Source organism: Neisseria mucosa (genome assembly GCA_003028315.1).
Taxonomy (GTDB): Bacteria; Pseudomonadota; Gammaproteobacteria; order Burkholderiales; family Neisseriaceae; genus Neisseria; species Neisseria mucosa.
The window spans coordinates 56761-82247 of sequence record CP028150.1 but is presented as its reverse complement, the minus strand read 5'-3'; the positions used below and the strand labels follow the sequence as shown (position 1 = coordinate 82247).

The following is a 25487-nucleotide window of genomic DNA, read 5'->3' as shown; positions in this document are numbered from 1 at the left end:
TTTACAAGGCAGCCTATTTTTTACGCAAAACCCATTTTACGTCCTGCCCGATCAGCTCTACCGAACGACTTTCCCACTCGCCTTCCGAAGTCAAAACGGCGGGGTTAGCAGGGAGGGTAAGCAGGCTTCTGCCTTCGCCTAAGATTTTCGGCGCTTGGTACAACACGATTTCGTCTGCCAAGCCTGATTCGATAAAGGCGGAGGTCAGCGTCGCACCCGCTTCGACCATAATTTCGCCGTAGCCCAGTTCTGCCAACCGGGGCAGCAGTGCGGCAAGGTCTATACGTCCGTCAGCGTTTTCAGACGACCTCAAGATGCGGATATGACTGAACGCGCGGTATGGTTTGAGGCGTTCTTCATCATCAACGGTGGTTACGATGACGGTGGGGCTGAGGTCGTCTGAAATTATGTGGCTGCCCAACGGCGTTTGCAGTTTGCTGTCCAACACGATACGCGCAGGTTGGCGCAGGGTCGGGAAGGCGCGGACGTTGAGGCGCGGGTTGTCGGCAAGCACCGTGCCGATGCCGGTCAGGACAGCGCAGCTTTCCGCGCGCAAGGTTTGTACGTCCGCCCTTGCGGTTTCGCCGGTAATCCAGTAGCTGCGTCCGTCGGCGAGCGCGGTTTTGCCGTCCAGGCTGGCGGCGCATTTGATACGGACAAACGGGCGGCCGCGTTCGATACGGGAGAGGAAACCGCGGTTGAGTTCGCGCGCTTCGGTTTCCAGCAAACCGCTTTCGGTGCGGATGCCTGCGGCTTCGAGCATTGCCAAACCTTTGCCTGCCACCAAAGGATTGGGGTCGGTCATGGCAGCGACCACACGCGACACGCCCGAGCCGATTAGGGCTTCGGCGCAGGGCGGCGTACGGCCGTAATGGCTGCACGGTTCGAGCGTCACATAAGCCGTCGCCCCGCGCGCCATTTCGCCCGCCTGCCGCAGTGCATGCACTTCGGCGTGCGGTTCGCCCGCTTTGACATGAAACCCCTGCCCGACGATTTGGCTGCTGTGTGCAATCACGCAGCCGACGCGCGGGTTGGGGGAAGTGGAAAAACGCCCGAGCCGCGCAAGGGCAAGGGCGTTTTGCATCATTTGGGTATCAATACAATCAAACATAACTTAGGTTTCTTAAAGTTTTCCGTTTTCAGACGACCTTTTCTTTCGCCGTATTCCGTTCGTCAAAGCATTAACGCGACAAGCTCAATTCTTTCAATACTTCCGACAATTCCTTCTGACTTGCATGATGGCTGTACGCGCAAACGGTATAAATATTGGCCTCGTGAATGGCGATGCAGTATTGGTTGAACGTACCTTGCCGGTCTTCGCGGTCGGTTTGGTAATTCATGCGGTTGTCGGTGGCGATGCCGACGCGGACATTTTGAGTCTCGTCCGATTGCAGGGCGGTTTTGAGTTCGGCGAAATAGGTTTTGGCATCCGTTTGCGCCGGGCCGTTGTTCGCCGCATAAATGGTAATGCGCGCTTCAGGGTCGTGTTGGAGCAGAATCAGGTTGGAAGCGGGAACGTTTTTCGGATGGCGGGCGGAATCGGCGATGATGTCGGTGAAGTGGCTGTTGTGAACAGAGATGGAAATTTTGCCGTCCATGCTCGTCAGCGTTTGAACCGTATCGGAGGCGGCTTTCGACACCGCATCGCCCTGTTCGGGGCTGCAGGCGGCAAGGCAGAATAGTGCGGCGGCTACGGATAAAACTCTTTTCATAAACATCCTCTTCATCATCAACACACCGCTTTCAGACGACCTATTTCCCGTCAGTCTGCACCAGCGTGGCGATTGCCTGAGTAAACTCGGACACGTCGTTGAAACTTTTATACACGGAAGCAAAACGGACATAGGCGACCTGATCGATTTTTGCCAACTCCTCCATCGCCATTTCCCCCACCATGCGCGACGGCACTTCCTTGTTGCCCGACTGATACAGACGCTGCTCAATCAGCGCGACCGTTTCATCGATTTTTTCCTGGGCGATCGGGCGTTTGTGCAAAGCCCGTTCCAAACTGGTTCTCAGCTTGTGCGGATTAAACGCCACGCGCGTACCGTTGGATTTAATCACCTGAGGCATCCGCATTTCGACCGTTTCAAACGTACTGAACCGCTGTCCGCACTCCACGCAACGGCGGCGGCGGCGGATGCTGTTCGTCTCTTCCAAGAGCCGCGAATCAGTGACTTGAGTATTGGGATGCTGACAAAACGGACATTTCATAAGTTTTTGAATTTATTTGTTTGTGAAACGGAATTGTAGCCGATTGAGCTATTCCCGTATAGTCGGTGGGTTTATTAACAGCTCATAAAGTACAAAACTTTTGTAAAGCCACTTTCAATCCCAAAAATCCCCCAGCAGAAATCTTTGAAATAACATGAATTATCAGCATTTATGCTCAATACCGTTTTCAAAATGAAGAGTCTGAGACCTTTGCAAAAAAGCCTTTCCCCCGACAGCCGAAACTTAAACACAGGTTTTCGTCTATTTCCGCCCCTAATTGCTCCTGATTTTACCCAAATACCCCCTTAATCCTCCCCGGATACCCCATAATCAGGCATCCGGGCCGCCTTTTAGGCGGCAACAGGCACACTTAGCCTGTTAGCCGCTTTCAACAGGTTCAAACACATCGCCTTCAGATGGCTTTGCGCACTCACTTTGAGCAGACCAAAATAGGCTGCCCGGGCGTAGCGGAATTTACGGTGCAGCGTACCGAAGCTTTGTTCGACCACATAACGGGTCTTCGACAAATATCGGTTGCGTTTGGTTTGCACTTCCGTCAGCGGACGGTTGCGGTGGGCTTTGCGCATAATGCCGTCTAACAACTGATGCTTTTTCAGATGTTGCCGGTTTTCCTTACTGTCGTAGCCTTTGTCGGCATAGACGGTCGTGCCTTCGGCAATGCCTTCCAACAAAGGGGACAGATGGTTGCACTCATGGGTATTGGCAGGAGTGATGTGCAGTTTCTCGATATAGCCTTCCTCATCGGTACGGGTATGCTGTTTGTAACCGAGTTTGTAGAGGCCGTTTTTCTTTGTCCAACGGGCATCTTTGTCCTTACTCGGTGTGGTTTGGCCGCTGACTTGTCCTTCCTCGTCGACTTCTATGGCCTGACGCTGTTTGCTGCCGGCGGTCTGAATAATAGTGGCGTCAACGACGGCGGCGGATGCCTTCTCTAATTTTAGGTTTTTTTCGGTCAGTTGTCGGTTAATCAGTTCCAGCAATTCGGACAGGGTGTCGTCTTGCGCCAGCCAGTTACGGTAGCGGCATAAGGTGCTGTAATCGGGGATGCTCAGTTCGTCAAAACGGCAAAACAGGTTGAAATCGATGCGGGTGATGAGGCTGTGTTCGAGTTCGGGATCGGAGAGGCTGTGCCATTGTCCGAGCAGGACGGCTTTGAACATGGACAACAGGGGATAGGAGGGACGGCCGCGGTGGTCTCTAAGGTAACGGGTTCTTTGACGATTCAGGTACTGTTCGATCGGTTGCCAATCAATCACCTTATCCAACTTCAATAGTGGGAAGCGGTCGATGTGTTTGGCAATCATGGCTTGTGCGGTTTGCCGGAAGAAGGTGCTCATGAAAAATCCCCTAAGTGTCTTGGTGGGAATTTAGGGGATTTTGGGGAATTTTGCAAAGGTCTCAATCCGTGTTTCGATTTCGGTTGTTAGATGAAACAATGAAGAGGGATATTTTGAAAAGGTCCCACTCTGTTCCACGGTAACAAGATTATTTCAACAAACAAAAACGCCCGCTCCCTTCCGGGATTGGACGTTTTTTAGTTTGGCCATTGTATTCACCTACAATTTCACGAATACGTGGATAGGTTTATTTTTTAGATAATGGGACGGCGTTTTTAGCTTTTGTGTTTGCAGGTGCGGGCGCGACGGTTGCTTCGGCCTTCAGTTTGGAGAAGATACCCTCGCCGATGCCTTTAACGTTTTTGAGCTCTTCCACTGATTTGAAGGCACCGTGCTGCTGGCGGTAGTCCACAATGGCTTTCGCTTTGGCCGGACCGATGCCGGGCAGGGCTTCCAATTCGGAAGAAGAGGCGGTATTGATGTTGACGGCGGCCAGCGACAGCGAGGCAGTCAAAACGGAGAGTGCGGCAAAGAGGAATTTTTTCATAAGGGCGTTTTCCTATCATTTCATTAATATGGACGGCACCGCCGTGGAGGCGTTACCACTAAATATTTTATTATCATATGCTTCTCATCATTTTAATTCAAACAATTTTAAATATTTCCAACTTCACTATCCCCAAATGTATTTATTCTGCAACATTCTCCAACTTACTTCAATTCCGGAGCGGCCTCCTCCCACATCAATAAAGCCCATCCTTCTGCAACCGGATCATCCGGAATATTACCCCACTCCACCGCCGCCATACAGGGTAATGATATTCGCCAAACCGAAACAATACAAAGTAAAAGCCCCCGACATCTGTCGGGGGCTTAGGATAGGTGTTTGGCAGTGACCTACTTTCGCATGGAAGAACCACACTATCATCGGCGCTGAGTCGTTTCACGGTCCTGTTCGGGATGGGAAGGCGTGGGACCAACTCGCTATGGCCGCCAAACTTAAACTGTACAAATCGGCAAAGCCTTAATCAATATATTCGGTGATGACTGGATCAGTCAGTAAGCTTTTTATTTGAAGTTCTTCAAATGATAGAGTCAAGCCTCACGAGCAATTAGTATGGGTTAGCTTCACGCGTTACCGCGCTTCCACACCCCACCTATCAACGTCCTGGTCTCGAACGACTCTTTAGTGCGGTTAAACCGCAAGGGAAGTCTCATCTTCAGGCGAGTTTCGCGCTTAGATGCTTTCAGCGCTTATCTCTTCCGAACTTAGCTACCCGGCTATGCAACTGGCGTTACAACCGGTACACCAGAGGTTCGTCCACTCCGGTCCTCTCGTACTAGGAGCAGCCCCCGTCAAACTTCCAACGCCCACTGCAGATAGGGACCAAACTGTCTCACGACGTTTTAAACCCAGCTCACGTACCACTTTAAATGGCGAACAGCCATACCCTTGGGACCGACTACAGCCCCAGGATGTGATGAGCCGACATCGAGGTGCCAAACTCCGCCGTCGATATGAACTCTTGGGCGGAATCAGCCTGTTATCCCCGGAGTACCTTTTATCCGTTGAGCGATGGCCCTTCCATACAGAACCACCGGATCACTATGTCCTGCTTTCGCACCTGCTCGACTTGTCGGTCTCGCAGTTAAGCTACCTTTTGCCATTGCACTATCAGTCCGATTTCCGACCGGACCTAGGTAACCTTCGAACTCCTCCGTTACTCTTTGGGAGGAGACCGCCCCAGTCAAACTGCCTACCATGCACGGTCCCCGACCCGGATTACGGGTCTGGGTTAGAACCTCAAAGACACCAGGGTGGTATTTCAAGGACGGCTCCACAGAGACTGGCGTCTCTGCTTCAAAGCCTCCCACCTATCCTACACAAGTGACTTCAAAGTCCAATGCAAAGCTACAGTAAAGGTTCACGGGGTCTTTCCGTCTAGCAGCGGGTAGATTGCATCTTCACAACCACTTCAACTTCGCTGAGTCTCGGGAGGAGACAGTGTGGCCATCGTTACGCCATTCGTGCGGGTCGGAACTTACCCGACAAGGAATTTCGCTACCTTAGGACCGTTATAGTTACGGCCGCCGTTTACTGGGGCTTCGATCCGATGCTCTCACATCTTCAATTAACCTTCCAGCACCGGGCAGGCGTCACACCCTATACGTCCACTTTCGTGTTAGCAGAGTGCTGTGTTTTTAATAAACAGTCGCAGCCACCTATTCTCTGCGACCCTCCGAGGCTTACGGAGCAAGTCCTTAACCTTAGAGGGCATACCTTCTCCCGAAGTTACGGTATCAATTTGCCGAGTTCCTTCTCCCGAGTTCTCTCAAGCGCCTTAGAATTCTCATCCTGCCCACCTGTGTCGGTTTGCGGTACGGTTCGATTCAAACTGAAGCTTAGTGGCTTTTCCTGGAAGCGTGGTATCGGTTACTTCATGTCCGTAGACACTCGTCGTCACTTCTCGGTGTTAAGAAGACCCGGATTTGCCTAAGTCTTCCACCTACCGGCTTAAACAAGCTATTCCAACAGCTTGCTAACCTAACCTTCTCCGTCCCCACATCGCATTTGAATCAAGTACAGGAATATTAACCTGTTTCCCATCGACTACGCATTTCTGCCTCGCCTTAGGGGCCGACTCACCCTACGCCGATGAACGTTGCGTAGGAAACCTTGGGCTTTCGGCGAGCGGGCTTTTCACCCGCTTTATCGCTACTCATGTCAACATTCGCACTTCTGATACCTCCAGCACACTTTACAATGCACCTTCATCGGCCTACAGAACGCTCCCCTACCATGCCAGTAAACTGGCATCCGCAGCTTCGGTTATAGATTTGAGCCCCGTTACATCTTCCGCGCAGGACGACTCGACCAGTGAGCTATTACGCTTTCTTTAAATGATGGCTGCTTCTAAGCCAACATCCTGGCTGTCTGGGCCTTCCCACTTCGTTTACCACTTAATCTATCATTTGGGACCTTAGCTGGCGGTCTGGGTTGTTTCCCTCTTGACAACGGACGTTAGCACCCGCTGTCTGTCTCCCGAGGAACCACTTGATGGTATTCTTAGTTTGCCATGGGTTGGTAAGTTGCAATAACCCCCTAGCCATAACAGTGCTTTACCCCCATCAGTGTCTTGCTCGAGGCACTACCTAAATAGTTTTCGGGGAGAACCAGCTATCTCCGAGTTTGTTTAGCCTTTCACCCCTATCCACAGCTCATCCCCGCATTTTGCAACATGCGTGGGTTCGGTCCTCCAGTACCTGTTACGGCACCTTCAACCTGGCCATGGATAGATCACTCGGTTTCGGGTCTACACCCAGCAACTGTTCGCCCTATTAAGACTCGGTTTCCCTACGCCTCCCCTATTCGGTTAAGCTCGCTACTGAATGTAAGTCGTTGACCCATTATACAAAAGGTACGCAGTCACACCACATGGGTGCTCCCACTGTTTGTATGCATCAGGTTTCAGGTTCTATTTCACTCCCCTCCCGGGGTTCTTTTCGCCTTTCCCTCACGGTACTGGTTCACTATCGGTCGATGATGAGTATTTAGCCTTGGAGGATGGTCCCCCCATATTCAGACAGGATTTCACGTGTCCCGCCCTACTTTTCGTACGCTTAGTACCACCGTTGAGATTTCGAATACGGGACTATCACCCACTATGGTCAAGCTTCCCAGCTTGTTCTTCTATCTCGACAGTTATTACGTACAGGCTCCTCCGCGTTCGCTCGCCACTACTTGCGGAATCTCGGTTGATTTCTTTTCCTCCGGGTACTTAGATGGTTCAGTTCTCCGGGTTCGCTTCTCTAAGTCTATGTATTCAACTTAGGATACTGCACAGAATGCAGTGGGTTTCCCCATTCGGACATCGCGGGATCATAGCTTTATTGCCAGCTCCCCCACGCTTTTCGCAGGCTTACACGTCCTTCGTCGCCTATCATCGCCAAGGCATCCACCTGATGCACTTATTCACTTGACTCTATCATTTCAAGAACTTCTCTGACTTTGCCTGACATTCCGTTGACTAGAATATCAAACTTGAATTTCCTACTCTGATAAAGCTTACTGCTTGTTGTGTCTTAATCCCGCCTTTTGTCTTTCGGGATTAAGTCGATACAATCATCACCCAAATACTGTACCTGTTTTTCTTTTCCTGTTCAGGAGACAACTGACCGTTTGCAATCGGTCAATCATCAAAAACAGACACATTGTCTTTGTTTGTTGATTTCGGCTTTCCAATTTGTTAAAGATCGATGCGTTCAATATTGCTATTTACTTCGCAAATCAAAATGAGCTGATTATTATAGCAGCCTTTCTTTTTCCGTCAAACTAATTCGTCAGCAGACTTCTCTTTAGAAAAAAAGAAAGCAGTCACACTGCCTTTTTAACTCGCTTTGATTTGGAAAGTATTGGTGGAGGCAAACGGGATCGAACCGATGACCCCCTGCTTGCAAAGCAGGTGCTCTACCAACTGAGCTATGCCCCCGTTCTTGGTGGGTCTGGGAGGACTTGAACCTCCGACCCCACGCTTATCAAGCGTGTGCTCTAACCAGCTGAGCTACAAACCCGGATTCTCTTCTTAAGCGAACCTTGTCTTCACTCAAGCATTTTTCCGCATCTTCTACAGTTTACCGATAAGTGTGAATGCGACAACCTCTTCTTTCTCTAGAAAGGAGGTGATCCAGCCGCAGGTTCCCCTACGGCTACCTTGTTACGACTTCACCCCAGTCATGAAGCATACCGTGGTAAGCGGGCTCCTTGCGGTTACCCTACCTACTTCTGGTATCCCCCACTCCCATGGTGTGACGGGCGGTGTGTACAAGACCCGGGAACGTATTCACCGCAGTATGCTGACCTGCGATTACTAGCGATTCCGACTTCATGCACTCGAGTTGCAGAGTGCAATCCGGACTACGATCGGTTTTGTGAGATTGGCTCCACCTCGCGGCTTGGCTACCCTCTGTACCGACCATTGTATGACGTGTGAAGCCCTGGTCATAAGGGCCATGAGGACTTGACGTCATCCCCACCTTCCTCCGGCTTGTCACCGGCAGTCTCATTAGAGTGCCCAACTTAATGATGGCAACTAATGACAAGGGTTGCGCTCGTTGCGGGACTTAACCCAACATCTCACGACACGAGCTGACGACAGCCATGCAGCACCTGTGTTACGGCTCCCGAAGGCACTCCTCCGTCTCTGGAGGATTCCGTACATGTCAAGACCAGGTAAGGTTCTTCGCGTTGCATCGAATTAATCCACATCATCCACCGCTTGTGCGGGTCCCCGTCAATTCCTTTGAGTTTTAATCTTGCGACCGTACTCCCCAGGCGGTCGATTTCACGCGTTAGCTTCGCTACTAAGCAGTCATGCTGCCCAACAGCTAATCGACATCGTTTAGGGCGTGGACTACCAGGGTATCTAATCCTGTTTGCTACCCACGCTTTCGGGCATGAACGTCAGTGTTATCCCAGGAGGCTGCCTTCGCCATCGGTATTCCTCCACATCTCTACGCATTTCACTGCTACACGTGGAATTCTACCTCCCTCTGACACACTCTAGTCACCCAGTTCAGAACGCAGTTCCCAGGTTGAGCCCGGGGATTTCACATCCTGCTTAAGTAACCGTCTGCGCCCGCTTTACGCCCAGTAATTCCGATTAACGCTCGCACCCTACGTATTACCGCGGCTGCTGGCACGTAGTTAGCCGGTGCTTATTCTTCAGGTACCGTCATCAGACAGGGGTATTAACCCCGCCCTTTTCTTCCCTGACAAAAGTCCTTTACAACCCGAAGGCCTTCTTCAGACACGCGGCATGGCTGGATCAGGCTTGCGCCCATTGTCCAAAATTCCCCACTGCTGCCTCCCGTAGGAGTCTGGGCCGTGTCTCAGTCCCAGTGTGGCGGATCATCCTCTCAGACCCGCTACTGATCGTCGCCTTGGTAGGCCTTTACCCCACCAACTAGCTAATCAGATATCGGCCGCTCAAACAGCGCAAGGCCAAATGGTCCCCTGCTTTCTTCCTCAGAATATATGCGGTATTAGCTAATCTTTCGATTAGTTATCCCCCACTGCTCGGTACGTTCCGATATGTTACTCACCCGTTCGCCACTCGCCACCCAAGAAGCAAGCTTCTCTGTGCTGCCGTCCGACTTGCATGTGTAAAGCATGCCGCCAGCGTTCAATCTGAGCCAGGATCAAACTCTTATGTTCAATCTCTAACTTTTTAACTTCTGGTCTGCTTCAAAGAAACCAACAGGACAATGTCTAAAACATCATCTTGTCTGTCTTTCAAACAGTGTGAGGCTGTCGCACTCACACTTATCGGTAATCTGTTTTGTTAAAGAGCAAAAACGAATTATAAAGCATTTCATCTCGTTGTCAATCAAAACTTTTCTCAAAACCTCGAAAAATCAGACCAACTGTGATATACTTACCTGTTCGTTCAATCACCGCCGAAGCAGCGAAGAACCGAACTATACCCCTCCCCTCAAAAACCGTCAACTCCTAAACCGCAAAAAATTCCACAAAACTAAACAACAACCTGAAATACAAAGACTTTTATTTCAAATCAAAAACAGCAAAGGTCGTCTGAAACCTCTTTCAGACGACCTTATGAGACCTTTGCAAAAAAGCCTTCCCCCCAACAGCAGAAACCCAAACACAGGTTTTCGTCTATTTCCACCCCTAATTGCTCCTGATTTTACCCAAATGCCCCCTTAATCCTCCCCGGATACCTGATAATCAGGCATCCGGGCCGCCTTTTAGGCAGCAACAGGCACACTTAGCCTGTTAGCCGCTTTCAACAGGTTCAAACACATCGCCTTCAGATGGCTTTGCGCACTCACTTTACACAGACCAAAATAAGCTGCCCGGGCGTAGCGGAATTTACGGTGCAGCGTACCGAAGCTTTGTTCGACCACATAACGGGTCTTCGACAAATATCGGTTACGTTTGGTTTGCACTTCTGTCAGCGGACGGTTGCGGTGGGCTTTGCGCATAATGCCGTCTAACAACCGATGCTCTTCCAGATGTTGCCGGTTTTCCTTACTGTCGTAGCCTTTGTCGGCATAGACGGTTGTGTCTTTGGCTATTCCTTCCAGCAAAGGCAACAGGTGGTTGCACTCATGGGTATTGGCGGGGGTGATGTGCAGTTTCTCGATATAGCCTTCCTCATCGGTACGGGTATGTTGTTTGTAACCGAGTTTGTAGAGGCCGTTTTTCTTTGTCCAACGGGCATCTTTGTCCTTACTCGGTGTGGTTTGGCCGCTGACTTGTCCTTCCTTGTCGACTTCTATGGCCTGACGCTGTTTGCTGCCGGCAGTCTGAATAATGGTGGCGTCAATGACGGCGGCGGATGCTTTCTCTACTTTTAGGTTTTTTTCGGCCAGTTGTCGGTTAATCAGTTCCAGCAATTCGGACAGGGTGTCGTCTTGCGCCAGCCAGTTGCGGTAGCGGCATAAGGTGCTGTAATCGGGGATGCTCAGTTCGTCAAAACGGCAAAACAGGTTGAAATCGATGCGGGTGATGAGGCTGTGTTCGAGTTCGGGATCGGAGAGGCTGTGCCATTGTTCGAGCAGGACGGCTTTGAACATGGACAACAGGGGATAGGCGGGACGGCCGCGGTGGTCTCGGACGTAACGGGTTCTTTGACGATTCAGGTACTGCTCGATCGGTTGCCAATCAATCACCTTATCCAACTTCAATAGTGGGAAGCGGTCAATGTGTTTGGCGATCATGGCTTGTGCGGTTTGCTGGAAGAAGGTGCTCATGGAAAATCCCCTAAATGTCTTGGTGGGAATTTAGGGGATTTTGGGGAATTTTGCAAAGGTCTCCTTATGTTATTCAATTTCGCATCATGTTTTACCAATCTTGCTCATTCAGAAAATATTTACCCTCCTGAATATTACATCACCTCGTTGACATATATGGATCTTCCTCAAAATTGCTTGTTTATTCTTTATCCATGTTAGTATAAACATATTTTGAACACGTATTTTAATCATGAGTAAACATATTCTGCTGGGTATTAGTGGCGGCATTGCCGCTTATAAGTCTTGCGAGTTGGTACGCTTGTTGAAAAAACAGGGGCATTCAGTCAGTGTGGTAATGAGCAAAGCATCAACCGAATTTATTTCACCACTGACTTTTCAGGCCTTAAGCGGAAATCCTGTTCTAACAGATACGCATGAAAATAGCTTAGGAAATGGCATGGCTCATATTAATTTAACACGTGAGGCAGATGCGTTGGTCATTGCACCGGCAACAGCCAATACGATTGCCAAAATTTCCCATGGCATTGCGGATAACCTCCTGGCTAATCTTGTTGCCGCACGGAAATGTCCTTTAGCAGTTGCTCCCGCCATGAATGTAGAGATGTGGAACAATCCTGCCAATCTACGCAATATCGAACAACTACGTTCAGACGGTATTACTGTCTTTCAGCCGGCATATGGCGAACAGGCCTGTGGGGAAATTGGACTTGGTCGAATGCTTGAAGCAGCTGATTTGGCTGATTTAATTTCCGACTTATGGACACCTAAAATCTTATTAGGCAAACGTATTTTAATCACAGCCGGAGCAACGTTTGAAGCCATTGACCCTGTACGCGGTATTACAAACATCTCTAGCGGACAGATGGGTACGGCTTTAGCACGGACATGCAGGGCTGCAGGGGCTAAAGTAACTCTGATTTATGGGCAACTCCAAACTACTATTCCAACCGGGCTTTTTCATACAGAACAAGCCGTAAGTGCTGAAGAAATGTTCCGTGCTGTTCACAATCATATTACCAACCAAGATGTATTTATCTCCGTTGCAGCTGTTGCTGACTATAAGGTGAAAAATAGCAGTTCCCAAAAAATGAAAAAAGATGGTTCCGGTAAAGTTCCTATTATCGAATTAACGGAAAACCCTGATATTCTCGCTTCCATTGCTTCTTTACCTACCCCTCCCTTCTGTGTCGGGTTTGCCGCTGAAAGCGAACGCGTTCTAGAATATGCCAGAATCAAAAGAATCAGGAAAAATATCCCTATGCTGGTTGCAAATCAAATTTCCCAGTCAATGGGAAAAACGACTAATCAAATTACCATTATTGATGACGAAAATGAGATTTCATTCCCAGAAACAGATAAACGTCAAGCAGCAGATAACATTGTCCAACATCTTGCAGCTCGTCTGAATCGTTGATCATGAACAATATAGCAAAATAATTCTCAAAATAAGCAAGAACAATGCTATTTTTTTGAAAAGTCCAAAGGTCGTCTGAAAATTTTAACGAAACCCGTTTCCCTGTTTTCAGACGACCTTCATCTTTAATCTAAACAAAAAAAGGAAGAAAATGAGGTTTCTTCCTTCTTCGTTTAAGGTTAAATTTTAACCGCCGAAGTCATCCAAGAGGATGTTTTCATCTTCCACGCCCAAGTCTTTAAGCATTTTGATGACGGACTGGTTCATGATCGGCGGGCCGCACATGTAGAATTCGCAGTCTTCCGGTGCTTCATGGTTTTTCAGGTGGTTTTCGTAAACCACGTTGTGGATGAAGCCTGTGTAACCGTCCCAGTTGTCTTCAGGCAATGGGTCGGACAGGGCAACGTGCCATGTGAAGTTCGGGTACTCTGCCGCGAGTTGGTCGAAGTCTTCAACATAGAACATTTCACGTTTAGAACGGGCACCATACCAGAAGGTAATCTTACGTTTGGAGTTCAAACGTTTCAGCTGGTCGAAAATGTGGGAGCGCATCGGTGCCATACCTGCACCGCCGCCGATAAATACCATTTCCGCATCGGTGTCTTTGGCGAAGAATTCGCCGAACGGGCCGGAGATGGTTACTTTGTCGCCGGGTTTGAGCGACCAGATGTAAGACGACATTTGTCCCGGAGGCGCATCGGGTACGCGCGGAGGCGGCGTGGCGATACGCACGTTCAGCATGATGATGCCTTTTTCTTCTGGATATGAAGCCATGGAGTAGGCGCGCAAAATCGGCTCGTCCACTTTGGAAACGTATTGCCACAGATTGTATTTGTCCCAGTCTTCGTGATATTCCTTAGGAATGTCGAAGTCTTTGTAGGCAACGGTGTGCGGCGGGGCTTCGATTTGGATGTAGCCACCGGCACGGAAGGGGACTTCTTCGCCTTCGGGAATGGCAAGCTTGAGTTCTTTAATGAACGTGGCTTTGTTGTCGTTGGAGATGACGGTGCATTCCCATTTTTTCACGCCGAACACTTCTTCCGGCACTTCGATGTCCATGTCGGTTTTGACGTTGACCTGACAAGACAGTCGACAGCCTTCGCGTGCTTCGCGTTTGCTAATGTGGGATAACTCGGTCGGCAGAATGTCGCCGCCGCCGCTTTTCACGACAACGCGGCATTGTCCGCACGAACCGCCGCCGCCGCAGGCGGAGGGGACAAAGATGCCTTGGCTGGCAAGCGCGCCCAACAGTTTGCCGCCGGCGGGCATAGTCAGCTCTTTTTCATCATTGACTTTAATGGTGATGTCGCCTTCGCTCACCAACTTGGATTTGGCAAACAGAATCATCAGTGCCAAAGCCAAGACGATGACGGTGAACATCACGATACCTAAAATAATTTCCATGCCGAATCCTTTCTTATAACTGGATGCCGGAGAACGACATAAACGCCATCGCCATCAGGCCGGCGGAGATGAAGGTGATGCCCAGTCCTTTGAGGCCTTTGGGGGCATCCGAATATTTCATTTTTTCGGTAATGCCCGCCAAAGCGACAATCGCCAACATCCAGCCTAAACCCGCGCCGAAGCCGTACACGACGGATTCGCCGAAGTTGTATTCGCGTTGCGCCATAAACGAAACAGCACCAAAAATCGCGCAGTTTACGGTAATCAGCGGCAGGTAGATGCCCAGCGCGTTATAGAGGGCGGGAACGAATTTGTCCAAGAACATTTCCAAAATCTGCACCAAAGCCGCAATCACGCCGATGAAGGTGATGAATTTCAGGAAAGTCAAATCCACGCCTTTTACAATCGCGCCGTCTTTGAGCAGCGAGTAAACGAGCTGGTTGGCAGGGACGGACAGGCCGAGTACGAAGGTAACGGCAACGCCCAAGCCGAATGCGGTGGATACTTTTTTCGATACCGCCAGAAAAGTACACATGCCCAAGAAGAAGGACAGCGCCATGTTTTCAATGAAGACGGATTTCACAAAAAGGCTTAAATAATGTTCCATGTCTTATTCCTCCGCCTGTTCGGGTTTCCATGTACGCAAACCCCAAATTAAAAAGCCGATGATGAAGAACGCGCTCGGTGCCAGCAGGAAGAGGCCGTTGGTTTGATACCAGCCGCCGTCCTGCACGGTTTGGAAAACGGTGTAGCCCAAGAGTTTGCCAGAACCGATAAGCTCGCGGATGGTTGCGATGATAATCAACATCATGCCGTAACCTGCGCCGTTACCGATACCGTCCACCAGGCTTTCCAGCGGCGGCTCTTTCATGGCGAAGGCTTCGGCACGACCCATCACGATACAGTTGGTAATAATCAGGCCGACGAATACGGAGAGCTGTTTGGACAATTCGTAGGCATAGGCCTGCAACAATTGGTCAACCAGCGTAACCAGCGACGCGACAATCGCCATCTGCACAATAATGCGGATGCTGTTGGGGATGTAGTTGCGCACCAGCGAGATGAAGAAGCTGGAAAAACCGGTTACCAAACTGACAGAAATACCCATCACGATGGCCGTCTGAAGTTTGGTGGTAACCGCCAGCGCCGAACAAATACCCAAAACCTGCAAGGCAATCGGGTTGTTGTCGATAAAGGGTGAAAACATCAAATGTTTCAAGCGTTTCATATCAGCCATTATTGTGCTCCTGCTGATTTCAATTTGTTCAGGTAGGGTATATAGCCGTTTTCGCCGAACCAGTAGGCAAACGAGCCTTGTACGCCTTTGGAAGTCAGCGATGCGCCAGAAAGGGCATCTACGCCATACTCTTTGTCCGAGCTTCCGCCTTTGGAAACATGCAGGGCGAGTTTGCCTTGTTCGTCAAAGAGTTTTTTGCCGACGAATTTTTGTTGCCACAACGGATTGCCGATTTCGCCGCCCAAGCCCGGAGTCTCGCCTTGGTCGTAGTAGGTAATACCGTTGATGGTATTGCCGTCGGGTTGGATGGCGACAAAACCGTACATCACTGACCACAAACCGTTTCCATGCATAGGCAGGATGATTTGGCTGACTTTGCCGTCATCGCCTTTTACCAAATAAACTTCGGTGTATTTGGCGCGGCTCTTGATGCCTGCCAAATCGTCTTCAGGTTTGATTTGGATGCTTTGCGCGGGGTCTTTGGCGGCAACGCGCGCGCTAAAGTCTTTCGGTGCGTCTTTCACATATTCGCCGGTCGCCAAATCGACCACGCGCTGTTCGATGCGGTCGGCAAAGGTTTTACTGATGTCGGTATTTTTATCGAGCAAACCGGCAACGCTCAGGATATAGCTTTGTTTATCCTGAACCTTTTGTTTTTCCTGAACTGGTTTCAAGCCGACAACCGCGCCCGCCACGATGACCGAGCAAATCAGGCTGACTGCCAACACCACAATCAGCGTGCCGCTGAAGCTGTCTTTATCGAATTTCTTAGCCATTGCTGCGCGCCTTTCTGCGTTTGATGTTCGCTTGTGCGACGAAATAGTCGAAAATCGGGGCAAACAGGTTGGCAAACAAAATCGCCAACATCATGCCTTCAGGGTAAGCCGGATTGACCACGCGGATTAACACGCACATCACACCGATTAGCGCGCCGTACCACCATTTGCCGACATTGGTAAAGGAAGCGGAAACAGGGTCGGTCGCCATAAACAGCATACCGATGGCGAAGCCGCCGACGACCAGATGCCAGTACCAAGGCATGCTGAACATCGGATTGGTGTCCGAACCGATAACATTAAACAGCGAAGACATCGCAATCATACCGATCATCACGCCGGCAATAATGCGCCAAGAAGCGATGCGGGCAAACACGATAAACGCGCCGCCGATTAAAAGCGCCAAAGTGGATACTTCGCCGATAGAACCGGGCAGGTTGCCGATAAACGCATCCATCCAAGTGATGGATTTACCGGTAACGGCATTTTTCAGGCCGTCTGAACCGTGTGCCGCCCACTGAGCCAACGCGGTTGCGCCGGAATAGCCGTCAACCGCCGTCCAAACGGTGTCGCCGGTAATATTGGCGGGATAAGCGAAGAACAAGAAGGCACGACCTGCCAGTGCAGGGTTCATAAAGTTTTTACCCGTACCGCCGAATACCTCTTTCGCAACCACCACGCCGAAGGTAATACCTAAGGCAGCCTGCCACAGCGGCAGCGTAGGCGGAACGATTAAGGCAAACAGAATCGAAGTCACGAAGAAACCTTCGTTGATTTCGTGTTTGCGTACGGTGGCAAACAAAACTTCCCAGAAACCGCCGACGATAAATACGGTTGCGTAAATCGGCAGGAAGTAAATCGCACCGAACAGCATTTTGCCCAACACGCCCGCTTCAGACGACATATTGATGCCCAAAGCGTTGGCAAAGGCGTAATGCCAGTCGTTGGCGATGCTTTGTTGCAGCAAATCGGGCGTTAACGCACCGAATGCCTGAGCGCCGACGTTGTACATACCGTAGAACATGGCGGGGAACAAAGCCAGCCACACCAAAATCATCATGCGTTTGGAGTCGAGCGCGTCGCGGACGTGTGCCGCTTTGCGCGTTACCGCGCCGGATGTGTAGAAAATCGTCGCCGCAGCTTCATAGAGGGCATACCATTTTTCATGTTTGCCGCCCGGCAGGAAGTGCGGTTCGATTTTTTCCAGAAAATGTTTCAAGCCCATAATCAGCCTTCCTTCTCAATGGTTTCCAGCACCTTGCGCAACAGCGGGCCGTATTCGTATTTGCCCGGGCAAACGAAACTGCACAAAGCGAGGTCTTCTTCGTCCAATTCCAAGCAACCCAAAGCCTGCGCGCTGTCGGTATCGCCGACGATTAAATCGCGCAAAAGCAAGGTAGGCAGGATGTCCAGCGGCATCACGCGCTCGTAAGTACCGATCGGCACCATGGCGCGGTCGCCGCCGTTGACGGCTGTCGTGAACTTGAAGAGTTTGTTTTTCAGGAAATGACCGAGGGTCGTACGCGTAATCGAGTATTTGTCCGGCTGCGGCGCAACCCAACCGAACAGCTCTTTACTGCGGCCTTCTTCGATAACGGAAATCTGATTGTGGTAGCGTCCCAAATAATCATGCGCGCCTTGTGCAATCGCGCCGTTCAATACCGAACCGGAAATCACGCGGTTGTCCGCATCAACCAATTCGCCGGCGGTAATTTGCGACACCTTCGCACCCAAAACGGTACGCAAGAGGCGCGGTTTATTGACTTGCGGGCCGCCCAAAGCAACTACGCGCTCGGGATTCAGACGACCTGTTACGAACAAACGTCCGATCGCAATTACATCTTGATAATTGATGGTCCACACGGTTTTATTCGCGCCGACAGGCTCGATGAAATGAATGTGCGTGCCGCTCAAACCCGCAGGATGAGGGCCGCCGAATTCGTGTGTTTCAATGTTGGCGGCGTTTTCAGACGGCACGTCCGCACCGGCTGCTTTACAAACATGGATTTTGCGTTCGGTCAGTCGGCTCAACACCAGCAAACCTCGTCTGAAATCCTCGGCGGCTTCTTTGATCACGACCACAGGGTCTGCCGCCAGTGGATTGGTGTCCATCGCATTGACGAAAATGGCGAACGGCTCGGCATCAACGGCGGGGATTTTGCTGAACGGACGGGTACGCAGCGCAGTCCACAAACCGGATTGAATCAGATTGCGGCGCACTTCTTCGCCGCTTAAGTTTGCCAACGCATCGGGCGCGTAGCGTTCGAACTCGATTTCGTCATCGCCCTCAACGGCAATCACGACCGACTGAAGCACGCGCTTTTCGCCGCGGTGAATCGCAGCGATTTTGCCGGAAGCCGGCGCAGTAAACACCACGCCCGGATTTTTCTTGTCTTCAAACAGCACTTGGCCTTTTTTGACGGCATCGCCTTCCTTGACTTTCATCGAGGGGCGCATACCGACATATTCTTCGCCAAGCAACGCGACTTCGGTAATGGCCGGACCGTCGTAAACGGCTTGCTCCGGTCTGCCCGCGATGGGCAGGTCTAGGCCTTTTTTGATTTTAATCATAGATTTGCATTACTTGTGATGAGTTAAACAGAATAAAATGTTCCAACTTTTCAGACGACGTTTGAAATGGCAAAGCATGGGGAAGGTCGTCTGAAAGTAAAGCCTTACTTACGGAAAACAACAATTAAATGAAAACTGTAAAACGTTTGATTTTAGCAGGAACAGCCCGCCTTATGTCAGATTTACGCAGATTTTTTCCAGCTTCCTGCCCCGAATCCCACGCAAAGCAGCCCTCCAATAAAATTACAAGATATTGATGCCCCAAATTAATCCCTGGCAGAATGCAAAAGGTCGTCTGAAAACCGAATCAATAAGAATCAGGTTTTCAGACGACCTTTTGAAGTTTAGGAATCAGAACAACTGCCAAACGAAGAAGATCAGTGTGTGTAGTATAAACAGCGGAATCAATACCCCTACCGACCACATCATATAACCGAAGAAAGTCGGCATCGGCACGCCGCGCTGCTCGGCAATCGCTTTAACCATAAAGTTCGGCGCATTGCCGATATAAGTGAGCGCGCCCATAAACACCGAACCCATGGATACTGCCAACAGCGAATGGAACAGATGCCCCGTCATCAGCACCTGAGCATCACCGCCCGCCATATTGAAGAACACCAGATAAGTCGGCGCATTATCCAAAAATGCGGACAACAAACCGCTCATCCAGAAATACATCGTATTAATCGGATTGCCCGAAGCGTCATGCACCAACGACACCACCGCGCCCAGCGCACCCGCCTCGCCTGCCTTCAAAATCGCCAAAACAGGGGAAATCGTAATGAAAATACCCAAAAACAGTTTGCCCACTTCGGCAATCGGGTCGAAATTGAATTCATTGCCCGCCCTGACCTGTTTGGGCGTAATCAGCAGCGAAACCATGGTCAGTACCAGCAAAATCACATCGCGCACCAAGTTTTGCAACGCATAGTGGCTGCCTAAAATCTCAAACCCCGGATGATCGGGCTTCCACAAGCCGGACAGCAAAACCGCACCAACCACGCCCGCCAGCAGCAGGAAATTCCATTTGCCGGCAATGCGCAAATCTTCATCGACCTCCTCTTCCTGACGAATCTGTTCCACATTGGCTTCACGCGCGTAATAACGGCTGTCGATAATATAAAACACCAGCAACAGCACCACCGTACTGATCAATACGGGCATCAACATGTGTTTCACCGTCCACATGAAATCCACGCCCTTCAAGAAGCCTAAAAACAGCGGAGGATCGCCCAACGGCGTCAGGCCGCCGCCGATATTTGCCACCAAAAAAATAAAGAATATAACGACATGCACCTTATTCTTGCGGTAATGGTTTGCCTTAAGCAGCGGACGAATCATCAGCATTGCCGCACCGGTCGTCCCCATAAAGGAAGCCATCACCGTCCCCGCCGCCAGCAGCCCGGTATTCAGCGCAGGCGTACCATTGAGCTTACCCCAAACCAAAATTCCGCCCGAAATCGTGTATAAAGCCAAAAGCAGCAGGATAAACGGGATATATTCCTCAACCAGCGCATGGGCAACCGTATGCACACCCGCCCCGAAACCGAACACAACGGCGAACGGAACCAAAAACAGCAGCGTCCAAAACGCTGTAATCTTGCCGAAATGGTGATGCCAGGTATGCGCGAAAAAGAGCGGCCCCAACGCGATAGACAAAAGAATCAACGCGAACGGCGCACCCCAAAACAGACTGAGCGTCGCGCCGTCAAAATCAGCGGCGTGAGACACAGCGGGAAGCAGGATGAGGGATAGAATTGGTAAGCGGCGCATTGTTTTTCCTTGTTTTTTTTTTAGTTTTTCTTATGAACGAAAAGCCTAAACAAACACATCCGCACAATGCCGTGAAATCAAACAAAAACGTCTGCAACCAACCTTGGCATCAAGCGGCGGAGTGTTGCCATATGTAAACCTTGTTTGATTGTAAGTGAAAACCCCGCCCCAAACCAGTCAAAATAACCGACCGCCCTACCCTGTTTCCCAATCTTCAAGCCCCTCTTCCGCCCTATCCGCTGAATCATATTTTCAAAATCCTTTTGAAAATAAAATGCTAGGCAAGCAGCAATGTAAACTATCGAAATATAACTTTAGATTTATTCTTTCAAAAATTTACACAATATGCCCTTACTCAAATAAAAAAGCTAAAGGTCGTCTGAAAAATTTCAGACGACCTTTTATTATTCAAACCAAACACAATCAGAACGTTTTACTGAACTCGACAAACATTCTGGTTTTGCCGTATTCATTATATTTGTCGTTACTCCATGTTTTGTGGTGGGCGACGGTCAGGCGCGGGGTGATGCCTTTGAAGTGAAAAGCGCGGTGCCACACGGCGAGCGAAATATCCGCTTCTTTATCGCGGCGGTTTTCCTGACCGCTCAAAAGGCTGGGCGTTTGATAACGGCGTTGCGCCGCACTCAGCCGCAACATGGTGGACAGCCCTTTGCCCCATTCCTGCCCCCATGCGGTACGGAGGCTGTAACGGTCGAAGCTGTCCGATTTGTCTTCTTTATTGCGTTCCTGATAGATGTCGAAACCGCCGACCCAGTATTGGCGGGCGTTTCGGTAATAGACGACGGAATTGCTCAACAGGCGGTTGTTGCTGTCGGAACGGGCGCGTCGGGTATTTTTTAGACGACCCATTTCAACGGCGCTCAAGGTTTGCAGCTTAGGCTGCCACCAGCGGTTGATGTGCAGGCGCGCACCGCTGGAGTAGGTATACGGGTCGTTGCCGTAGAAGCGGCGTTCGTGGAACGGGGTCAAGCCGATGTCGTTGCGCTGGTCGGCGTAGCCTGCGCCTACCGAAAAGCGGGTGGTTACGTCGTTATACTTGGTTTGTTCGGGATAAATTTTGCCGTAATTGTCCGCGCCTGCCGTAACGTACCAGCCTTTGGGCAGCGACCATTTTTTCTCTGCGCCGAGTTGGTAGTTGATGGCGGTAGCGTCGATAGGCTCAGGAAAGGTCCAGTTGCCGTATGTGCGGCGGCTGGGGGCCTGGTTGATGTTTTGTTCGCGGGTAACGCTCAAGCCGGCGTTGAATTTCCACGAATCGCGCTCGCGCAATGCTTTGCGGTAGGATTCGATGCCTTTGACGAGCTGCTCGGGCAGGTTGGCTTCTGCTTTGAGTTTGTCGAACTGGTCGGCGGCAGCTTCGTTTTGCTTGTCTTCAAACAAAGCGGTGGCAAGCTGCCAGCGGACGACGGGGGCATCGGGGTTTTCGGCGATAAATTGACGGTAATACCCGATGGCTTCTTTCATTTTGCCGTCGTCTTGAGCAACCAAGCCGTGCGCGTAGAGCGCCATGTTTTTATCGTGTCCCTGCCATTGTTCGTAAATCGGCAGGACAACCTTGATGCCCGCGATGTTGCGCGACACAACGGCAGAATACATGGCGCGGGAAAGTAATTGGGGATTGTCGAGCAGGGTTTTGGCATCGACGTTGACGACTTTTTCAGACGACGTTTCAGCAGCAGGTTTGGCCGCTTCTGCTTCGACGGGGTCAGGTTCTGCCGTTTTAACCTGCAACTCGGGGGCAGGCTGGTTTTGAGGCTCGGACGGCACGTCGGCGGCTTCCGCTGCGGACACGGCGAGCAGGGAGAGGAGTAAGAGTGTTTTTTTCATGATCTTTGCAATGTGTGAACGGTAGTATTGTAGTGATTGCGTCAATATTTTTTATTTGAGATCGGACAACACCATTTATTCTCTTCGGTACTGTTTTGTCTCAATATTATGTTGAGCGCGGATTTTACCGTGTTTTACAGTAAAACAAAATATTGCGGAGGCAAATAAAACGATACGGCATGATTCGGCTTTGTTCTGTTTCGGCGCAAATCCGCCCTGCCCTGTTGATTGAATGCCGTTTGCCCAATCCTATTGCAAAGGTCGTCTGAAAAGAGGTTTCAGACGACCCGTGTTTTCTTCCAAACGGTTTTTACGGATAAAACAAATGTTGTAAAAACCATAAACAATTGTTAACGCCGCCATGTAAAAAGGTCGTCTGAAACCTCTTTTCAGACGACCTTTCCAGTATTTCTTGATTTAGCGTTTGTCTAAGTCCAAATCAGCTTTGTATTCGATGCGGCCGTGTCCTTTGTTTTCGATGGATACGTCCAATTCTTGTCTGCCACGTTTGAATTTCAAATCGGCATCGTCGTGTTTGATTTCAGATTCGACCACTTGAAAACCTTTGCTGCGCGCGTGGGCGATGACTTTTTTCGCCAAAGACGGAATCGGGTTGCCGCGTGCGGGCAGCTCGGCTTCGTATTCGAATTCGCCGTTGCCCTGACGGTCGGCTTTAACCGTATGCGCGCCTGCGGGAAGGTAAATTTCGGCAGGAAGCGGGGCGGCGAAAGCGGTGGCGGAGAAAAGCGCCAAAATGCCGGTTGCCAATAAAGATTTTGTTTTAGCCATACTGTATCCTTTCGGGGAAGGCATATAAAAACGCCGCCATGTTATCGGCAAGGCAACACCCTATCAAGCAAATAAACCTTGTTTTACGTATGACAGTGTTTTTGCGCGCAGCGTTTACGCGGTTTTGCGATAACCCTGCAAAACCCTGCGTCTCGCCCTGTAATAAAAGGTTTTCAGACGACCTTTTGAAACACGGCTTTTGCGCTTTCGGGTAAAATAGCCGCTTTGTTTATTCAGGCAGCTTCACCAAATGTCTTCCTCCCTTTCCAAAAAAACCGTCTACCTGCTGATCGCGCTGACCGGCATCGCGCTTGACCAACTGACCAAATGGGAAATCCTCGCCCACTTCCAAGAAGGCGAGCGACTCAACATCATCCCTTCCTTATTCGACCTGACCCTTGCCTACAACCCCGGCGCGGCGTTCAGCTTTCTTGCCGACCAGGGCGGCTGGCAGAAATTCTTTTTCTTAGGGCTGGCACTCGTTATCAGCGCCTATCTCGCCCGCGCCATCCTGCGCGACGAGTTCCGCCTTTCGGGCAAAATCGGCGCAGCCATGATTATCGGCGGCGCGCTCGGTAACGTCATCGACCGACTGATTCACGGTCATGTGGTTGATTTCTTACTGTTTTACTGGAAGGATTGGTATTATCCCGCGTTTAACGTTGCCGACAGCTTTATCTGCGTCGGTGCCGTTTTATTGGTTTTGGACGGACTGTTCCACAAAAAACAACCCAAACCAACCGACGAACCAACAACCGACAACCCATAAGGTCGTCTGAAATCCGGACCATACACATGACCCCAAAAACCATCATCCTTGCCAACCCGCGCGGCTTCTGCGCCGGCGTTGACCGCGCCATCAGCATCGTCGAGCGCGCGCTGGAAGAATTCGGCGCACCGGTTTACGTCCGCCACGAAGTCGTCCACAACAAATTCGTCGTCGACAACCTGCGCGAAAAAGGCGCGGTATTCATCGAAGACCTCGCCGACGTACCCAAAGGCGCCATCCTGATTTACTCGGCACACGGCGTCTCCAAAGCCGTACAGCAGGAAGCCGCCGAACGCGGGTTCCGCGTATTCGATGCCACCTGCCCGCTCGTGACCAAAGTCCACAAAGAAGTCGCCCGCCTCGACGCGCAAGATTGCGAAATCATCATGATCGGACACAAAGGCCATGTCGAAGTCGAAGGCACCATGGGACAGCTTCCGCCCGGCAGGATGCTGCTGGTCGAAACCGTTGAAGACGTCGCCGGGCTGCAAGTCAAAAACCCCGACAAACTCGCCTACGTCAGCCAAACTACCCTGTCCGTCGATGAAACCAAAGACATCATCGCCGCGCTGAACGCCCGTTTCCCCAACATCCGCAATCCCCACAAAGAAGACATCTGCTACGCCACGACCAACCGCCAAACCGCCGTCAAAGAATTGGCGGAAGAATGCGACATCGTCATCGTCGTCGGCTCGCCCAACTCTTCCAACAGCAACCGCCTGCGCGAAGTCGCCGCCCAACGCGGCGTCGATGCCTATATGGTCGACAACGCCGGCCACCTGCAACGCGAATGGTTCGAAGGCAAACACAAAGTCGGCGTAACCGCCGGCGCGTCCGCCCCCGAAGTTTTAGTCAGAGAAGTCCTGCAAACCATACAGCAATGGGGACACGAAACCATACGCGAAGGCGAAGGCGCGGAAGAAAGCATCGTCTTCGTCCTCCCCAAAGAGCTGCGGCGCGAAGGCGAAAACAAACAGATACTCAATAAAGGTTAAACTGTTTACCCAACCTTTTCATCCAAGCGGCAAAACAAAAAGGTCGTCTGAAACCCGTTTTCAGACGACCTTTACCTATTTACCCCTTGCACTCGACCAGCCGTCAGCGTACATTGGTTATCATCACCTTAAAGGGGCAACATCATGAACCCATTACGCTTTTTATCGCTCTCCACCCTCGTCTTCCTGACTGCCTGCGCTGCCACGCCGGAGCAACTCGCCGCACGCGCACAGGCTCGGAAACAGGAAGAACAAAACCTGCAAATCCACTTGGCCGCTCAGTGCGACCCTGAAACCGCCCGATTGATACAAAAACAGTTCGAGCTGGCGGACAACCGCTCCGTTCAAACGACAGAACAGCAAAAATCCTTCCGCTTGAAATATATAGATAAAGTTTCCGACCCCATGTTCCAAGCCTGCTACAAAATGGCATGGCAAAACCACATCTCCCAGCAGCAACTCCAAGAAGCACGCTATTATTACAACTATTACGACCCTTGGAGCTACCCTTTTTACCGTCCGCCGTTTTGGTGGTAAAGACGACACAGGTCGTCTGAAAACAT

General features: G+C 50.7%; 19 protein-coding genes, 2 tRNA genes, 3 rRNA genes and 4 pseudogenes. 7 read left to right on the top strand and 21 right to left on the bottom strand.

Going from position 1 to position 25487, the window contains the following annotated elements; all coding sequences use genetic code 11:
* Positions 1 to 13: 13 nt before the first annotated feature.
* From ribD to NM96_00430, 3 genes are all read right to left on the bottom strand, one after another.
* Positions 14 to 1111 carry a bifunctional diaminohydroxyphosphoribosylaminopyrimidine deaminase/5-amino-6-(5-phosphoribosylamino)uracil reductase RibD gene (ribD, locus tag NM96_00440; protein ID AVR78041.1) on the bottom strand — a complete coding sequence of 366 codons (1098 nt, stop codon included), beginning with the start codon at positions 1109 to 1111 and terminating at the stop codon, positions 14 to 16.
* A 70-nt stretch (positions 1112 to 1181) separates the two neighbouring features.
* The gene (locus NM96_00435) at positions 1182 to 1730 is read right to left on the bottom strand and encodes a hypothetical protein (GenBank protein ID AVR78040.1); all 549 of its coding nucleotides are present in this window, start codon (positions 1728 to 1730) and stop codon (positions 1182 to 1184) included.
* A 22-nt stretch (positions 1731 to 1752) separates the two neighbouring features.
* Positions 1753 to 2214 carry a transcriptional repressor NrdR gene (locus NM96_00430; protein ID AVR78039.1) on the bottom strand — a complete coding sequence of 154 codons (462 nt, stop codon included), beginning with the start codon at positions 2212 to 2214 and terminating at the stop codon, positions 1753 to 1755.
* Positions 2215 to 2461: 247 nt separating this feature from the next.
* Between NM96_00430 and NM96_00425 the strand changes: the two are divergent.
* Positions 2462 to 2596, top strand: a pseudogene (locus tag NM96_00425) (IS110 family transposase).
* On the opposite strand, the gene NM96_00420 reads toward NM96_00425, so the two are convergent.
* The 7 genes from NM96_00420 to NM96_00390 all read right to left on the bottom strand — a co-directional run bounded on the left by NM96_00420 (position 2565) and on the right by NM96_00390 (position 9789).
* Entirely contained in the window at positions 2565 to 3572 is a 1008-nt protein-coding gene (locus tag NM96_00420) for an IS5/IS1182 family transposase (GenBank protein ID AVR78038.1), read from the bottom strand. The pseudogene NM96_00425 and the gene NM96_00420 overlap by 32 nt on opposite strands.
* A 247-nt stretch (positions 3573 to 3819) precedes the next feature.
* Complete coding sequence (locus NM96_00415) at positions 3820 to 4119, bottom strand: topoisomerase (protein ID AVR78037.1); 300 nt, start codon at positions 4117 to 4119, stop codon at positions 3820 to 3822.
* Between the two features lie 337 nt (positions 4120 to 4456).
* A 5S ribosomal RNA gene (gene rrf / locus NM96_00410) occupies positions 4457 to 4570 on the bottom strand.
* Between the two features lie 91 nt (positions 4571 to 4661).
* Positions 4662 to 7559 (bottom strand): 23S ribosomal RNA (locus NM96_00405).
* A gap of 427 nt (positions 7560 to 7986) precedes the next feature.
* A tRNA-Ala gene (locus NM96_00400) sits at positions 7987 to 8062 on the bottom strand.
* Positions 8063 to 8067: 5 nt separating this feature from the next.
* Positions 8068 to 8144, bottom strand: a tRNA-Ile gene (locus tag NM96_00395).
* Between the two features lie 99 nt (positions 8145 to 8243).
* Positions 8244 to 9789, bottom strand: a 16S ribosomal RNA gene (locus NM96_00390).
* Together the 16S, 23S and 5S rRNA genes with 2 tRNA genes alongside form the textbook arrangement of a ribosomal RNA operon.
* A gap of 84 nt (positions 9790 to 9873) precedes the next feature.
* Between NM96_00390 and NM96_00385 the strand changes: the two are divergent.
* Positions 9874 to 10143, top strand: a pseudogene (locus NM96_00385) (hypothetical protein).
* A 194-nt stretch (positions 10144 to 10337) separates the two neighbouring features.
* On the opposite strand, the gene NM96_00380 reads toward NM96_00385, so the two are convergent.
* On the bottom strand, positions 10338 to 11345 hold the full coding sequence (locus NM96_00380) for an IS5/IS1182 family transposase (protein ID AVR78036.1): 1008 nt from the start codon (positions 11343 to 11345) through the stop codon (positions 10338 to 10340).
* Between NM96_00380 and NM96_00375 the strand changes: the two are divergent.
* Positions 11298 to 11408, top strand: a pseudogene (locus NM96_00375) (NAD(P)H-flavin oxidoreductase). The gene NM96_00380 and the pseudogene NM96_00375 sit on opposite strands and share 48 nt — an antisense overlap.
* Before the next feature lie 169 nt (positions 11409 to 11577).
* Positions 11578 to 12762, top strand: a complete 1185-nt coding sequence (coaBC, locus tag NM96_00370) for a bifunctional phosphopantothenoylcysteine decarboxylase/phosphopantothenate--cysteine ligase CoaBC (protein ID AVR78035.1) — start codon at positions 11578 to 11580, stop codon at positions 12760 to 12762.
* Positions 12763 to 12948: 186 nt separating this feature from the next.
* Here coaBC and nqrF read toward each other — a convergent pair whose 3' ends face one another.
* The 10 genes and pseudogenes from nqrF to NM96_00320 all read right to left on the bottom strand — a co-directional run bounded on the left by nqrF (position 12949) and on the right by NM96_00320 (position 23160).
* Positions 12949 to 14166: an NADH:ubiquinone reductase (Na(+)-transporting) subunit F gene (gene nqrF / locus NM96_00365; protein ID AVR78034.1), complete on the bottom strand. Its 1218-nt coding sequence runs from the start codon at positions 14164 to 14166 to the stop codon at positions 12949 to 12951.
* A 13-nt stretch (positions 14167 to 14179) separates the two neighbouring features.
* The gene (gene nqrE / locus NM96_00360; GenBank protein ID AVR78033.1) at positions 14180 to 14773 is read right to left on the bottom strand and encodes an NADH:ubiquinone reductase (Na(+)-transporting) subunit E; all 594 of its coding nucleotides are present in this window, start codon (positions 14771 to 14773) and stop codon (positions 14180 to 14182) included.
* A gap of 3 nt (positions 14774 to 14776) precedes the next feature.
* Positions 14777 to 15403, bottom strand: coding sequence for an NADH:ubiquinone reductase (Na(+)-transporting) subunit D (locus NM96_00355; GenBank protein AVR78032.1), 627 nt, complete (start codon positions 15401 to 15403; stop codon positions 14777 to 14779).
* Positions 15403 to 16179, bottom strand: a complete 777-nt coding sequence (locus tag NM96_00350; protein AVR78031.1) for a Na(+)-translocating NADH-quinone reductase subunit C — start codon at positions 16177 to 16179, stop codon at positions 15403 to 15405. Before NM96_00350 ends, NM96_00355 begins: the two co-directional genes overlap by 1 nt.
* On the bottom strand, positions 16172 to 17404 hold the full coding sequence (locus NM96_00345) for an NADH:ubiquinone reductase (Na(+)-transporting) subunit B (GenBank protein AVR78030.1): 1233 nt from the start codon (positions 17402 to 17404) through the stop codon (positions 16172 to 16174). Before NM96_00345 ends, NM96_00350 begins: the two co-directional genes overlap by 8 nt.
* Before the next feature lie 2 nt (positions 17405 to 17406).
* A complete protein-coding gene (locus NM96_00340) occupies positions 17407 to 18750 on the bottom strand; it encodes a Na(+)-translocating NADH-quinone reductase subunit A (GenBank protein AVR78029.1) in 1344 nt (447 codons plus the stop codon).
* 351 nt (positions 18751 to 19101) lie between these two features.
* Entirely contained in the window at positions 19102 to 20523 is a 1422-nt protein-coding gene (locus NM96_00335; GenBank protein AVR78028.1) for a sodium:proton antiporter, read from the bottom strand.
* Positions 20524 to 20600: 77 nt separating this feature from the next.
* Positions 20601 to 20859 (bottom strand): annotated as a pseudogene (locus NM96_00330) (coproporphyrinogen oxidase).
* Positions 20860 to 20946: 87 nt separating this feature from the next.
* Positions 20947 to 22335, bottom strand: coding sequence for a DUF560 domain-containing protein (locus NM96_00325; GenBank protein AVR80213.1), 1389 nt, complete (start codon positions 22333 to 22335; stop codon positions 20947 to 20949).
* Positions 22336 to 22788: 453 nt separating this feature from the next.
* Positions 22789 to 23160 (bottom strand): hypothetical protein, encoded by a 372-nt coding sequence (locus NM96_00320; protein AVR78027.1) that lies wholly within the window; start codon positions 23158 to 23160, stop codon positions 22789 to 22791.
* 250 nt (positions 23161 to 23410) lie between these two features.
* Here NM96_00320 and NM96_00315 point away from each other — a divergent pair, with 250 nt between their 5' ends.
* The 3 genes from NM96_00315 (at position 23411) to NM96_00305 (ending at position 25461) form a co-directional block, all read left to right on the top strand.
* Entirely contained in the window at positions 23411 to 23929 is a 519-nt protein-coding gene (locus NM96_00315) for a lipoprotein signal peptidase (protein AVR78026.1), read from the top strand.
* Positions 23930 to 23955: 26 nt separating this feature from the next.
* On the top strand, positions 23956 to 24924 hold the full coding sequence (locus NM96_00310) for a 4-hydroxy-3-methylbut-2-enyl diphosphate reductase (GenBank protein ID AVR78025.1): 969 nt from the start codon (positions 23956 to 23958) through the stop codon (positions 24922 to 24924).
* A 144-nt stretch (positions 24925 to 25068) separates the two neighbouring features.
* Positions 25069 to 25461: a hypothetical protein gene (locus NM96_00305; protein AVR78024.1), complete on the top strand. Its 393-nt coding sequence runs from the start codon at positions 25069 to 25071 to the stop codon at positions 25459 to 25461.
* The last annotated feature ends 26 nt before the right edge of the window (positions 25462 to 25487 follow it).